The 12,272-nt window shown below is 44.3% G+C and carries 17 protein-coding genes; 12 read left to right on the forward strand and 5 right to left on the reverse strand.

Going from position 1 to position 12,272, the window contains the following annotated elements:
* Positions 1–42 precede the first annotated feature (42 nt).
* Entirely contained in the window at positions 43–534 is a 492-nt protein-coding gene (infC, locus tag L6H98_RS21315; protein ID WP_236418699.1) for a translation initiation factor IF-3, read from the forward strand.
* 99 nt (positions 535–633) lie between these two features.
* On the opposite strand, the gene L6H98_RS21320 is transcribed toward infC, so the two are convergent.
* The 5 genes from L6H98_RS21320 to L6H98_RS21340 form a co-directional block, all read right to left on the reverse strand.
* The gene (locus L6H98_RS21320; RefSeq protein ID WP_236418702.1) at positions 634–1,461 is read right to left on the reverse strand and encodes a protein-glutamine gamma-glutamyltransferase; all 828 of its coding nucleotides are present in this window, start codon (positions 1,459–1,461) and stop codon (positions 634–636) included.
* Positions 1,462–1,665: 204 nt separating this feature from the next.
* Positions 1,666–2,871: a tyrosine-type recombinase/integrase gene (locus L6H98_RS21325; protein WP_236418704.1), complete on the reverse strand. Its 1,206-nt coding sequence runs from the start codon at positions 2,869–2,871 to the stop codon at positions 1,666–1,668.
* Between the two features lie 65 nt (positions 2,872–2,936).
* Positions 2,937–4,166 (reverse strand): hypothetical protein, encoded by a 1,230-nt coding sequence (locus L6H98_RS21330; RefSeq protein WP_236418706.1) that lies wholly within the window; start codon positions 4,164–4,166, stop codon positions 2,937–2,939.
* 92 nt (positions 4,167–4,258) lie between these two features.
* Complete coding sequence (locus tag L6H98_RS21335; protein WP_236418708.1) at positions 4,259–4,879, reverse strand: ImmA/IrrE family metallo-endopeptidase; 621 nt, start codon at positions 4,877–4,879, stop codon at positions 4,259–4,261.
* 98 nt (positions 4,880–4,977) lie between these two features.
* Positions 4,978–5,316 (reverse strand): helix-turn-helix transcriptional regulator, encoded by a 339-nt coding sequence (locus tag L6H98_RS21340; protein ID WP_236418710.1) that lies wholly within the window; start codon positions 5,314–5,316, stop codon positions 4,978–4,980.
* A 172-nt stretch (positions 5,317–5,488) separates the two neighbouring features.
* Here L6H98_RS21340 and L6H98_RS21345 point away from each other — a divergent pair, with 172 nt between their 5' ends.
* The 11 genes from L6H98_RS21345 (at position 5,489) to L6H98_RS21395 (ending at position 12,264) form a co-directional block, all read left to right on the forward strand.
* On the forward strand, positions 5,489–5,737 hold the full coding sequence (locus L6H98_RS21345; protein WP_236418721.1) for a helix-turn-helix transcriptional regulator: 249 nt from the start codon (positions 5,489–5,491) through the stop codon (positions 5,735–5,737).
* Between the two features lie 76 nt (positions 5,738–5,813).
* The gene (locus L6H98_RS21350; RefSeq protein ID WP_236419629.1) at positions 5,814–6,065 is read left to right on the forward strand and encodes a helix-turn-helix domain-containing protein; all 252 of its coding nucleotides are present in this window, start codon (positions 5,814–5,816) and stop codon (positions 6,063–6,065) included.
* A 353-nt stretch (positions 6,066–6,418) separates the two neighbouring features.
* Positions 6,419–6,658, forward strand: coding sequence for a helix-turn-helix transcriptional regulator (locus tag L6H98_RS21355; protein WP_236419630.1), 240 nt, complete (start codon positions 6,419–6,421; stop codon positions 6,656–6,658).
* Positions 6,659–6,662: 4 nt separating this feature from the next.
* Positions 6,663–6,944 carry a hypothetical protein gene (locus L6H98_RS21360; RefSeq protein ID WP_236418723.1) on the forward strand — a complete coding sequence of 94 codons (282 nt, stop codon included), beginning with the start codon at positions 6,663–6,665 and terminating at the stop codon, positions 6,942–6,944.
* Positions 6,941–7,165, forward strand: coding sequence for a hypothetical protein (locus tag L6H98_RS21365; protein ID WP_236418725.1), 225 nt, complete (start codon positions 6,941–6,943; stop codon positions 7,163–7,165). The genes L6H98_RS21360 and L6H98_RS21365 overlap by 4 nt, the downstream gene beginning before the upstream one ends.
* Before the next feature lie 89 nt (positions 7,166–7,254).
* The gene (locus tag L6H98_RS21370; RefSeq protein WP_236418735.1) at positions 7,255–7,497 is read left to right on the forward strand and encodes a hypothetical protein; all 243 of its coding nucleotides are present in this window, start codon (positions 7,255–7,257) and stop codon (positions 7,495–7,497) included.
* Between the two features lie 223 nt (positions 7,498–7,720).
* The gene (locus L6H98_RS21375; RefSeq protein ID WP_236418754.1) at positions 7,721–8,665 is read left to right on the forward strand and encodes a lambda-exonuclease family protein; all 945 of its coding nucleotides are present in this window, start codon (positions 7,721–7,723) and stop codon (positions 8,663–8,665) included.
* 10 nt (positions 8,666–8,675) lie between these two features.
* Positions 8,676–9,533 carry a recombination protein RecT gene (recT, locus tag L6H98_RS21380; protein ID WP_236418756.1) on the forward strand — a complete coding sequence of 286 codons (858 nt, stop codon included), beginning with the start codon at positions 8,676–8,678 and terminating at the stop codon, positions 9,531–9,533.
* A gap of 199 nt (positions 9,534–9,732) precedes the next feature.
* The gene (locus L6H98_RS21385) at positions 9,733–9,945 is read left to right on the forward strand and encodes a hypothetical protein (RefSeq protein ID WP_236418758.1); all 213 of its coding nucleotides are present in this window, start codon (positions 9,733–9,735) and stop codon (positions 9,943–9,945) included.
* 68 nt (positions 9,946–10,013) lie between these two features.
* Positions 10,014–11,012, forward strand: a complete 999-nt coding sequence (locus L6H98_RS21390; protein ID WP_236418760.1) for a replication protein — start codon at positions 10,014–10,016, stop codon at positions 11,010–11,012.
* Positions 10,978–12,264 (forward strand): replicative DNA helicase, encoded by a 1,287-nt coding sequence (locus L6H98_RS21395; protein ID WP_236418762.1) that lies wholly within the window; start codon positions 10,978–10,980, stop codon positions 12,262–12,264. Before L6H98_RS21390 ends, L6H98_RS21395 begins: the two co-directional genes overlap by 35 nt.
* Positions 12,265–12,272: the final 8 nt, after the last annotated feature.

Consider the following 12,272-nt stretch of genomic DNA (forward strand, 5'->3'; position numbering starts at 1 on the left):
CTTTTGTTTTCATTTCATGAATGATAAGGAGGCTGGACAGGCATGATCAAAAACGAAAAAATCAAAGCAACCGAAGTGGCGTTGACCGGGCTGAACGGAGAAGACCTTGGCATCGTATCCACCCGGGAAGCCCTCGCACTGGCTAAACAGCATAAAGTGGACCTTGTCTGCATGTCGCTGATGACAAGCCCCCCGCCTTGCCGGCTGATTGGAGCAGGCGCGGCTAAGCAGGAAGCTGAGCAAGAGAAGAAAAAGGCCGGGAAATCACCGGATAAACGCAAAGTAAAAGAGATCCGGCTCAATCTGCAGATGGAGGACCATGACCGGGACGTAAAACAGACGCAGGCGGAGCGGATTCTTAAAAATGGCGATTCGGTCAAACTGGTCATTCAAGTGAAAGGCGGAAAGGAAGGTACCGCCGGCAAGGAATGGGCAGAGCAGTTGTGCAAGTCATTGGCAGAGTTTGGCAGCCCGGCAACCGGCATTCAAGTCAGCGGCAAGCAGGTTGCCGTCCAGATCGACCCCCGAACGTAATGGGAGCGCATTGTGCAAGGCATAACGGATCAACCCCCGGAGGAAGCAGTCGTTTTGCTTTCCGGGGGTCTTTTTCAATATGAACTTGCATCACGTATGCTACACTCTCAAATAACGGCTTCTACCCACGCGTACGTACAGCTGCCCAGGCAAGACCGGGGTGGTTGCCTCCTGGGCGTTGTTCGACGGATTGCTTTTGGCAAAGCGCGAAAGGTACAGGAAATCCGGATAAATAATCATATCCATCAAATAGGCGGAGGTTCTGCTGCCGGGAACACGGTTCTGGTTCAAAATGTGAATGATGTCTTGGCCCGACGCGATGCCGATGCCATGTCCATAATACCAGTCCTCTCGAAGCATGATGGTATTTTCGCCTTGCCACTCCGGCGTTTCCGGAGAAACATCGGGATTTTTGAAGTATAATACGTCGCCGGGGAGAGCAAACTGCTTGCCGTTTTTTTCGGTCAACCGCAGGTCGCTGTCATAATGCCAGTCGAACAGGAGCAGATCGTGAAATAGCGAATTGAAAGCGTCCTCCCGTATGCTGCCCAGTACCCCGCCATAAAGGACGATGACGGCAGCGGTCGCGCATTCAAATCCGTACAAATGGCCATTCTGCCAAATATCCCGAATACCGGCGGCAGGGGTCACGTTTGGTTTCAGCTCAAAACCACCTTGCCGGGTACGATTCCAAAACATCGGATTACATCGCGAATTTTCGAACGTGGAGAAGCTGGCGCCGCTGGCATTCAAGCCTTCTGCGGCTTCTACAAGGGAGGATCTGAGGTCCCATTCAAAGTGAAGATGCTCCATGGACTGATAAGCATAGACGTGGGGGCTGTCTTGGAGCTTCTGAAGCCAGTGCCATTGGAAATCCGTCCATTCCTGCCGATCCAGATGGATGGGCCGATTGGCTACGAGAATCATGCGCTTTAACCTCCTTCAATCCCGTAATGTCGATTCATGCAAAAAAAATGCCTTCTGCTCGTTTAAGGACAGCCAGGGATGGGGTACTACTCTATAGATAATATACATACAGGCAAAAATAAATGTTTAAACCGTGTGCTTACAGGGTTTTTATATGACTATTGCAAGTTTAAAATCACGAAAAAATCACAATCTCTGCAAAAATTACATCTGTAGAACACTTGAGAAATGTTCCATGATTTTCTCAGTAGCATTTTTCTTCATGTCTCGAGTAACATGAGTATAGATCTTTAGAGTCGTTTTAACGTCATCATGACCAACTCTTTCCATGATTGTTTTCAAATCTACACCAGCTTCTGCCAACATACTGACATGAGTATGGCGAAAAATATGTGGAGTAGCATCCTTTGTAATGGATGTGTGTCTGAGTATTCGTTTCATTCGTTTAAGTATATTTTGAGTGACAAAGGGATATCCATCAACATGGGAAAAAACAAAATGCTTATCATGATAATCATCAAATTTTTTTTTATATATTTGCCGCTGTGAACGCATACGTTCTATGTGACTTTCAATCCCTCGCATAACCTTCTCAATCACATCAAATTTACGAATCGACCCTTTTGTTTTTGGAGGTGTTAACTTATATCCCTTTTTATTGTTTTTAGGGCTATACAACGTTTTTGTAACACGGAGTTCGTTCGTTTCGAAAAAGAAATCCGTATCCTTTAATGCGCACAATTCCCCAGAACGCAAACCACTAAATGCTAGTAAATGAAATATCTCCATATCCATTGGATGACCATGTTCCTTTACTGCAGCAAGGAACTCTGCTAATTCGTGTTTTTCCAATATTTTTTCAGTAATAGGGTCCTTTTCAATCTCCTCAACAGTCAAAAGTTTGACTGGGATCACAGTGTCAACAAATGGATTATCTGATCTTTTTTTATGTTTAACTGCATATTTCATTATCATTTTTGCCGTAATATCCACTCCTCTCAGGGTACTTTGAGAGAATCCCTTATCAAATAGATCATTTAGCATATTTTGATGATGCTTATGAGTTAGCTTTGTGATTGGAACCTTTGCGTAATGCTGGAGGATCACCTTTGCTTGAAACTTTCTCAAATCAACAGTTCGTTCTTTGACGTTCTTGGTTTTCGCATAGTCCTCAAGCCATTCATCTTTAACTTGCTCAAAGGTTTGATTTTTCACCTTCTTCGCATCAACACCATGCAACGTAAGATCATCTAAGACTTTTTGAGCTTGAGCTAATGCTTCTTTTTGACTATCACCTCTTCTTGGTATTTGTTTCCTCTTTCCCGTAACCGGATCGGGAGGGCCTTCCAATGTACATATCCACTTATACCCTTGCTTATTGTTCGCCTTGATCTTTTTGTACGATACCATGTTAATCAACTCCATTTAAGAAACGTATGTTCGGTTTCGATAGTGAAAGAAAAGCCCCGAAGGGCTTAGTTTAATTCTTTAGAAATCCTAAATATGCTAGCGAATGCGGTATTTTCTGTACTAAAACGATAATCTCCTTCAAAAATTTGTATTCCTCTGATATCACTAAATAGATTATCTACTGCCTTTGAAATAATTTCTCCCTTCCTTTTGTCAGAAATACTTGGAACGGTTGAAGAAATCAATAAAGGGATAGTATTTCTAAAAATTTCCTCATCACGATCGTTTCCTTCATTCTTTAAAGCCACTTGAATAAAAGCGATGGTGTCATCAGATTTGTTGACAGTGCCTGTAATATCAACATTGTAGGATAAGGGTTCTTGAAAACTATTAAAGGTAGCAGCTGTTGTATCAACAGTAATCGATTCAATTGTGGTGTTTTCGAATTCTTTTTCTCTCGGTAGGGAGTTGAATTTTTTTTGAAATTGTTCAGGTGTTATGTCTAATGAATATATTATTTCTCTATTACTAGTTTTAATTTTTGTATTCTGTTCTTTATCACTTTCGTTATAGTTTTGTATAATCTCATCTATTTTAGCAGTCTGTTCTTTAATTTGAATCTCAGGTAAACCGACCTTGGAATAGAATATGGCGGAATTTTGGTTTAGCTGTTTTACAAAGCTCATTGAAAGTTCTAACTGCAGATTCATTTTATCGACATCACTACTCTTTTGAGTGTCAATGTAGTCGAGAAAATGGTTCATGGCTTCTGACCTGGTGAAATAGTTTGCAGCTATTCCAGACTTAATCTTCTGTAAATCACTAATTAAATCTGCTGGTAGATCTTTCGGAATGGATACCTTATTAATAGCTAAATAGGTAGCTGTATAACGGTCCTTTATATCTCTAATGTTCTCGTATGCAGATAGGTGATCAATTTTCCCTTCTTTGAAGTGGCTAATAACATATAGAGATTGGAGTTCATAGGGGGTTATTCCTTCTATAATTTTTTGAAACTGATCATCAACAGCAATTGCCGCTTTGTTGTTTTCTTCAATTAGAGATGGGTCATCCTCAACGACTGTTTCTGCATTTTGTGCTGCACTTTGTTGATCGGGAAGATCCTGAGATAAACCATAAACTCCTATAACAGAAATGATCGCGAACACACCCGACATGATATATCGTTTTTTCGCTTTTCCGCTTCGTTTTTTGAAAGCAAATGTAGCCATGGCTAGGTATGTAATTGCCACAATCATGCCTATTAAAAATAACAAGACATAAAGTTCATCCAAAATTAAATCACCTCAGTATGTAGTGGTATATATGAACACCTTCGCACATCATAGATATACGAGGTGATGGAGTTGCTATCAAAATTAGCTTCTTAAAACCCCTTGATCTGAGTATTCAATTGTCTAAGTAACCGTCTTGTCTCATTTGAAGGTTGCTTTTTTTGTGTTGAACGAAAAAGAGAGACAGCAATGTTGATTTTGTCTTTCATCAGTTCAACATCTTCACGATAAGTGTGGTATTCTTCATGCAATCTAGAAGCAATTTGCTCGGCACGATCAGCAGCTAATTCAATAGGCACTCTAAACTCTTCTGCTAAAATTCCTATATACTCACTCCAAGTCATATCCAAAGGCGTGGGAAGAAGATAATAGGGCATAGAAGCGATTAAGCAGAAGTTCGAGGCTTGTATCTCTTGCAGGTCAACAAAGAGCTCTGGGAGATCATCCTGATTGCCCTCATGGCGCACAATGTGAGCCAGCTCATGAAAAAAGTCTGATCTTCGTTGTTTCAGTGAAGTGTTCTTGTTTAGAAAAATAACGCTACCCCAATCTTCCCAGTGAGACTTTGGTTTTCCATTGTAATAAATGATGTCTGCCCCCCAAATAGAGGCAATCAGATCGATATCCAGTTCGTACGGATGATTAATGCCAAACGCTTGATACAAATCGCAAATCAACAGTTCTGTGTCTGTTGGCTCATAATATGGAAGCATAACCTATCTCCTTAATGAAGCAGTACATTTGTTCGGTTTCTGTTTAAAAAAAAGCCTCGAAGGGCCGTAGAATTATTTTATTTGTGAAGCATCTGTTATTATTGATTGTTTTTCTCCATCTGTTTTCTCTTCATTTCTCTCCAAGCTTGAATAGCTGCGTTCGCAACCTCTTTTTCCTCTTCAGTCCAGCCTTTACCACCATCCATGTATGCACTACCACCAGATGGAGTTTTAGAAATGGAACGTCCCAAGATGTAGTCTCCAGAAACTTCAAAGAAATCAGCAAAGAGATTTATTTCCTCGTCTTCTAATGGCCGTTTTCCAGATTCAATTCTTGATAAAACGCTATTGCTCATACCGATTCTTTCTGCAAACTCAAGTTGGCTCAAGCCCTTTTCTTCACGTAACTTTTTTATACGTTCTCCTGATACAGACAAAGGAATAACACTTCCTCTCTTTCTAAAACAGCAATTAAAGTTTATCATTTTTCTGTTTTAGAAAAAATATATTTGCTAAAATAGCAATAAAATTATTGACTTTGCTATTTTAGCAATGTAATATGTGATTTATAAGATTTGCTAAAACAGCAAAGAGAGAGGTGAGAAGAAAATGATAAAGGAATTCGACCTTCTCTTCATTAAAGAAAGAAGAAAAGAAATGGGTAAAACATTGCAGGATATGGCTGATTCATTGGATCTGAAGAATGCCTCCACCTATATGAAATACGAAAATGGAGAGTATTTGTTTAGAGCTGTTCACTTACCACTCCTTGCAGAGCAACTTGAATGTGACGTTGGGAATTTTTTTGCCAAAAACTTTGCTAAAACAGCAAAGCGACTTAGTGAAGGAGGTTATTGAATTGTTCAAAATCGAACTCAATCCTACTGAACTTCAACAATACATTTCAAAAGCAGTTGAAGATGCTTTCAGTAAGATTGATTTTTCAATAAAGGATGACTCAAAAAAATATCCAGCACTCATGGATAAAAATGAATTAATGGAATTCCTTAGGGTCGGTCCTACAAAGGCTTCCGAACTTCTCAATCGTGCTGATTTCCCTGTAATTCGTGAATTCGGACATCCGAGAATACCACTTCATTCTTTGATGATTTGGATCGATGAACACACCGAATGGATCAAGAATAACGCGCTTGAATACCACCAACGGAAAGAAGGGATTGCCTGATGGTGCGATTTAAATGGATCAAGCCAACATCCCGTGCATGTTTCATTTCAGCAGTCGTCACCCGCGTTGGCCTTAAAAGAATGACGATCGATCAGGCAATCGACTACACTTTGTCACTCGAAATTCAATGTCGGAATCCACACCTTATATCGAAGCGAGAGCTCAACTCGATAAGACGGGAAGCTCAAGCTGAAATCAAAAAGATACAAGAAACCCGCCGAGCTGTACCGGCTGGCGGGAAGTGAGGGGATTCATGGAGCCGGGGAAGCTCTCTAAAGGTATGATACTCCCCTTGTTACTAGCATTGCCATTCCAATATGGAATATTCCGGGGGGAGGTGAACACGGTTGGAAATGAAGTTCGGTGCAATAATGCGGGCGTGCCGCGAAAAAGCAGGTCTTACTCAAGAGCAACTGGCAGACAAGCTCAATCGTACACAAGCCTGCGTTTCAAAATACGAAAAGGATCATAAGATCCCCGACATGCACACGATGATGAACTGGGCTGAAGTAACAGGAGCCAGGGAAGTGATTGTCACATTTTTGTATGGCATGGACGGGATCAGCATGATCCAAAGACTGATAGGAGGCTAATTAGATGAAGGTTGATCAATTGGAAGAGGAAGTACAGTTCATCGCAGCCAATGCTCGTCACAATCTCGATCTGATACATAAAAATCCCGAAATGGTGCAAGAACGGCAACGTGAACGAGCAATTGAGGCATTTAAATTTATGGAGGGGTTGCACGATTCGTTTGAAGCACAAAAGAAAAATGCCCGCCAGGCACGGCGGACACTCACTTTGAGAACTCGACTAAAGTCTCTCGTGCTGCTTATTTTATCCTCTCCCGAGCAAAAGCGCAAGGGGGAAACGGTATGACGGAGCAAATGGCACGCAAGATTATCGACAATTACGTCGCTTCTACCTTGGCTTTGCGGGCTAATAGCGAAGCGTTACCGGATGATGCCGGGGTTGATGATTACCGCATTGAACGGTCATCCGTATTCCTTCGCTGGCAAAATGCAGCGGCTAGCTTACGGGAGTTGCCGCTGGAGTACAAGGCACAAGCAGTTGAAGCGATCGATCAAATCACCGCCTGATGAGTCCGCAGCGGAGCGGACGAAACCTAGCCCCTTGGGGCGATGGTCGCGGGTAACCGCAATACATATGAAGGGAGGACACATGGAAAATGAGCAATCAAGAATTGTTTGATAAGATGCTGAATCTGTTGAACAGCTTGAACGATGACACAAATGACGCATTAAACAATACCCCTTACATCCTTCGTAGATTATCTGAATTCACGGATGGGGAACTTGGAGACTTGATTTCTCACCTTGAGGAAGCTCGTGATCGGGCTGAGGGAATGGAAGAAGAGTTGAACGTTTTAAGAGCAACCGTGGAACAGATCGAGGTTGAGAACGAAAAATAGCCCGCGGCAACGGGCTATCTCGAACATTGAAAACTAAATATGGATACACGGTCATCATACCATGGTGGCCGTTCCCAAACAAGGAGGATGTACATGTCTGATTTGCTTGAATCCCAAGAAAGTGAATGTGTTGAAGAACACGGTTCCGAATATCCCACGATGCGCGAAGAGCTCGCCGATCGGGGAATGAGCATTCACGATTTCATTTGAGGGAGGAACGAATATGGCAATGATTGCAGCCAGTACAAAGAATATGGCCCGCGATGAATGGTTGAAGATCCGCCGGAAAGGCATCGGCGGTTCTGATGCATCGGCAGTGGCTGGATTAAATCGCTATAAATCTCCGGTCGGCGTGTTCTTGGATAAGACGGGTCAGATCGAACCGGATGAAGCCGGGGAAGCTGCCTACTGGGGCAATGTGTTGGAAGATGTTGTGGCCCGTGAATTTACAATCCAAACCGGGTTGAGGGTTCAACGCAGTCATAAACTTTATCAGCACCCCGAACACAAGTTCATGCTTGGCAACGTTGATCGCCTGATCATGGACAAGGGTGGCCGCGGCCTAGGGATTCTGGAATGCAAGACGGCAAGTGCCTACAAGATGGGCGAATGGGAGGATGACCAGGTACCTGATGAGTATGCGATCCAGCTGCAGCATTACATGGCTGTTCTGGGTGTGAATTATGGCTATTTCGCCGTTTTGATTGGTGGCCAGAAGTTCCAATATAAGCTGGTCGAGCGTAATGACCGCATTATCGATTCCTTGATCCAAATCGAGGACGAGTTTTGGAACCGGCATGTTGTGCCCGGCATCCCTCCAATGATCGATGGCAGTGAAGCTTCGTCGAATTTACTAAATCAGCTTTACCCTGTATCAGCGCCGGCAAGTGAAGTCATCTTGGATGACAAGCAAGTAGGACTTGTTCGCAAATTGGTGGCTGCAAAAGAAGATGCCGCCGTTGCAGCAGAGGAAGTCAAACGGTATGAGAACGAGCTGAAAGCGATTATGGGCGAGAATGAGCTGGCCATACACAACGGCGAAACGCTGTTGTCCTGGAAGTCGAGCGAAACCACCCGAATAGACAGCAAACGGTTGAAGAAAGAGCAACCGGATCTGTACGAAAAATACTCGAACACCACATCGGCACGCCGATTTCTGGTGAAGTAAGGAGGCCGTTATGGCACGAGGACAAACATCACTAGAAAACAAGGTACAGCAGAGGGCGGCCGCGGGAACAAACAACGCTCCTGCTGTAAACCCATCACAAACAATCGCTGCTTACCTTAAAAGGATGGAATCACAAATTGCTGAGGCCATGCCAAAGCATATGAACATCGAACGGTTAAGCCGCATCGCGCTTACAACGATCAGGACCAATCCGAAATTGCTCGAATGCTCAATCCCATCTTTGATGGCTGCCGTTATGCAGTCGGCGCAATTGGGATTGGAACCGGGATTGATCGGCCATTGTTACATCATTCCATATGGTAAGGAAGCAACTTTCATCATCGGATACAAGGGCATGATCGATCTGGCTCGGCGATCCGGAAACATCCAGTCTATTGCCGCGCATGAAGTCTATGAAAATGATTTCATTGAGTTGACTTACGGGCTGGAAGAGAACCTGAAGCACATCCCATGGTTCCTACGGAAAGACGAAAAACCTACTGATTCAGGCAAGGTAGTCGGGGCTTATATGGTCGCCAAGTTCAACGATGGCGGTCATTTCATTCACTACATGCCTATCAGCGAAATAGAAGCCCACAGAGCACGTTCTAAGGCTGCTAAGAACGGCCCTTGGGTCACGGACTACACGGAAATGTGTAAAAAAACAGTCGTTCGGGCGGGGTGGAAGTGGTTGCCGATCAGTGTGGAGATTGCTTCTGCTGTGACGCAGGACGAGACAACTCGGAAGGACATTACACCTTCAGACGACTCGTTCATTGACATCACACCATCCCAACCAGAGGAACAGGGCACGACAGAGAATCCGGTCGGTGAACAACCGGGCACTGAACAGGTCGAATTTGAATAATGAGCCAAATGGATACCATCACCGGTCAGCCGCTTTTACGCAGCATGATCGGTGATCGGATATGGCGCTTAATGGATTCGGATCCGGAAGGGTTCAAGCGAGAGGTCCGGGATTACTTTGCACGAGGCTACCCAGGCTGGTCAGTTGTTCGTGCGAAGTACCCCCATATTTACCTTCGTGATGATAGGGGGCGTGATCGATGAGCAAACCGATTCAACTTGATTTGTTTACATCCATTGAGACGCAGCCAGAACCACATAAACAAAGGGTTTTGAATGGGATGTATTATGAGCGGTCAACAGGTTTATTTGTCTCTTATATGCAAGGCAGGCGCCATTTCGAAGTAACCCCTGCTCGCTGCTTGGGAGACAAGTCCTGGAAAGACAAGACGATGAGGGAGCGTGCAATCTAACGCAACAAATGAGGGGATGAGCGACATGCTCGGATTCACATGCATCAGTCCGTTAGGAGGGACGGCGAATGGCAAATCCACAACCAGAACATGGCTTTGTGAAGCTGGCGAACGAGATATGGAATGAGATCATTCGTCGGGATTTCTCAAAGCGGCAGAAAGACATCATTCTCTTTATCTGGCGCCTGTCCTATGGATGTCAGAAGAAAACGGCACTCGTGCCCAGACTCAAGGACTTCGAACTTTGCGGTATAGGCCAACAAAATATTCGTAAAGAACTCGAATATCTGACCACTTGCAAAGTGATTTCTTGGGAGAAAGAGAACAACATTTTCTCCGTGAACAAGGACTATGAACAATGGCAAATCAGCCCGGTCAGAGGATGGGACGAAGAGAAATTCAGGGAGCTAATCAGTAAAAATCTTGATTCGAAAACTTCTCAAAATAAGAAGAAATCAACTTCTCAAAACAAGAAGTTTGAGGATGTGAAAAAGGTAGTAAAAGTCACCTTCACTTCTCAAAACAAGAAGTCACTACTTCTTAAAATAAGAAGTTACCCCTTCTTAAAACAAGAAGTTCGAGGTGCTTCAAACCCTTGGCGCTGTAAGGCGAAACGGCTCTCTAAAGACAATATTAAAAACAATATTAAAGACAGTAGTAGTTCTTTAGATCATTTATCTGAGGAAGATACAGAGAAAAAAGGCAGCGGCAGCAACCAAGATTATTCCTTCGGATATCTCTACCGAGCATATGAACAAAACTTTACCGAAGGCGGTAAGGTCACCCCTTTTGAAACCGAAGAATTCGGAACCCTTTATGACGACTATGGTGGCGAATGGATGCTTAAAGCAATGCGTGAAGCGTCCAAGCACAAGATTTTAACGCTTGCCTACGTTCACGGAATTCTGAAGGGGTACAAGAAGCGCGGAGGACCCACCGTTCAGGTAGCAAACCAAGAGAATACTTCTTCAGCCCAAGTTGCTGATGTTGGTTTAGAAAACGATCCGATCATGGAGCGGATAAGAAAGGCAGATGAACAACGACTTGCTCAATACGGAATCACTTGAAACTGAAATCTTAGGCGCATTCTTCCTTGATCCGTCCCTTGTTTCACAGGTTGCTGTAACCATCCAGCCTTCGATTTTCACGCAACCATCGCATCGGAATCTCATGAAGATGATTCAAGAACTTCATCGTCAAGGCAAGGAACTTTCGGTTACGACAATCACGACAGTGTTCGAAAAACATATTGCAAAAGCTGGTGGGGTCAGTTATCTAGTTCAGATCAGAGAAGCAGCGGTAACGGCCGCGAACATTGAACAGAATGTGCGGCAGCTGATTGAAGCTGATGCCCGACGTAAGGCCATGGCATTGGTTGAGGAATATAAGGACAAATTCGCAGATATATCTGCCGGCAGCTTTGAAGGGATTCTGGACGAGTTCGAGCAAAAGGCTTTGGATATTCGACCGAAGGCTTTGCAAGAGGATACTCGCATGGATGACATCATCAGCTGGTACGAGGATCTTGTGCTCAAGGTCAAAGACCCGAACAGAGCCTTGGGAATTATGACCGGATGGGATGCCCTGGACCGACTGACACTTGGGTTTCAACGAACCAACTTGATCGTTGTCGGAGCTCGAACCAGCATCGGTAAATCGGCATTCGCCAATGAAGTTGAGCTTCGAGCCGCTATGAGAGGCTTCAAGGTAGCGAGTTTCAGCCTAGAAATGTCCAAGGAGCAGAAATACAACAGGGCAATTTCGAACCTTTCAGGCGTGACACTACAAGCCCTCCGATCGGGAAATCTCACGGAGGGCCATCTCGAAAAGATTTCGAAGAACATGGACCTAGTACGAAGGATTCACATGGACGATAGCCGGGGAGTGACGGCGGATTACATTTGCTCCGAAATGCGCCGGCTAAAGCGCCAAGAAGGGCTGGACGTGGTCGTAGTCGATTACCTGCAGGAAGTGCTTGAAGATGCCATGGCGAACGACAACAGCGGGTCAGCGCTCCATCGAGTCTGCCAGAAGCTACGTAAGGCTGCGAAGGATTGCGATTGTGCTTTGATCGGGCTTTCTCAGGTGAAACAAGAGGTCGATCTTCGCCAAAACAAACGACCTTTCATCTCGGATTTGTCAGGAAGTGCGGCGATCGCGGCAGTAGCTGACGACATCATCATGCTTTACCGGGACGAATATTACCACCCTGATACACCAGATCCGGGGATCATGGAGGTCAACCTGGCCAAGCAACGGAATGGCCCGACAGGAATGGTCAAACTGAGATTCAATAAAGAGACTCAACGAATTGCATAAGGAGGAAC

It is taken from the genome of Paenibacillus sp. JJ-223 (assembly GCF_927798175.1).
Lineage (GTDB): Bacteria > Bacillota > Bacilli > Paenibacillales > Paenibacillaceae > Paenibacillus > Paenibacillus hubeiensis.

Coding starts and splice junctions, on each gene's coding strand:
- infC (WP_236418699.1), top strand. CDS start 43: ATGATCAAAAACGAAAAAATCAAAGCAACCGAAGTGGCGTTGACCGGG.
- L6H98_RS21320 (WP_236418702.1), bottom strand. CDS start 1,461: ATGATTCTCGTAGCCAATCGGCCCATCCATCTGGATCGGCAGGAATGG.
- L6H98_RS21325 (WP_236418704.1), bottom strand. CDS start 2,871: ATGGTATCGTACAAAAAGATCAAGGCGAACAATAAGCAAGGGTATAAG.
- L6H98_RS21335 (WP_236418708.1), bottom strand. CDS start 4,879: ATGCTTCCATATTATGAGCCAACAGACACAGAACTGTTGATTTGCGAT.
- L6H98_RS21345 (WP_236418721.1), top strand. CDS start 5,489: ATGATAAAGGAATTCGACCTTCTCTTCATTAAAGAAAGAAGAAAAGAA.
- L6H98_RS21355 (WP_236419630.1), top strand. CDS start 6,419: ATGAAGTTCGGTGCAATAATGCGGGCGTGCCGCGAAAAAGCAGGTCTT.
- L6H98_RS21360 (WP_236418723.1), top strand. CDS start 6,663: ATGAAGGTTGATCAATTGGAAGAGGAAGTACAGTTCATCGCAGCCAAT.
- L6H98_RS21365 (WP_236418725.1), top strand. CDS start 6,941: ATGACGGAGCAAATGGCACGCAAGATTATCGACAATTACGTCGCTTCT.
- L6H98_RS21370 (WP_236418735.1), top strand. CDS start 7,255: ATGAGCAATCAAGAATTGTTTGATAAGATGCTGAATCTGTTGAACAGC.
- L6H98_RS21375 (WP_236418754.1), top strand. CDS start 7,721: ATGGCAATGATTGCAGCCAGTACAAAGAATATGGCCCGCGATGAATGG.
- recT (WP_236418756.1), top strand. CDS start 8,676: ATGGCACGAGGACAAACATCACTAGAAAACAAGGTACAGCAGAGGGCG.
- L6H98_RS21385 (WP_236418758.1), top strand. CDS start 9,733: ATGAGCAAACCGATTCAACTTGATTTGTTTACATCCATTGAGACGCAG.
- L6H98_RS21390 (WP_236418760.1), top strand. CDS start 10,014: ATGGCAAATCCACAACCAGAACATGGCTTTGTGAAGCTGGCGAACGAG.
- L6H98_RS21395 (WP_236418762.1), top strand. CDS start 10,978: ATGAACAACGACTTGCTCAATACGGAATCACTTGAAACTGAAATCTTA.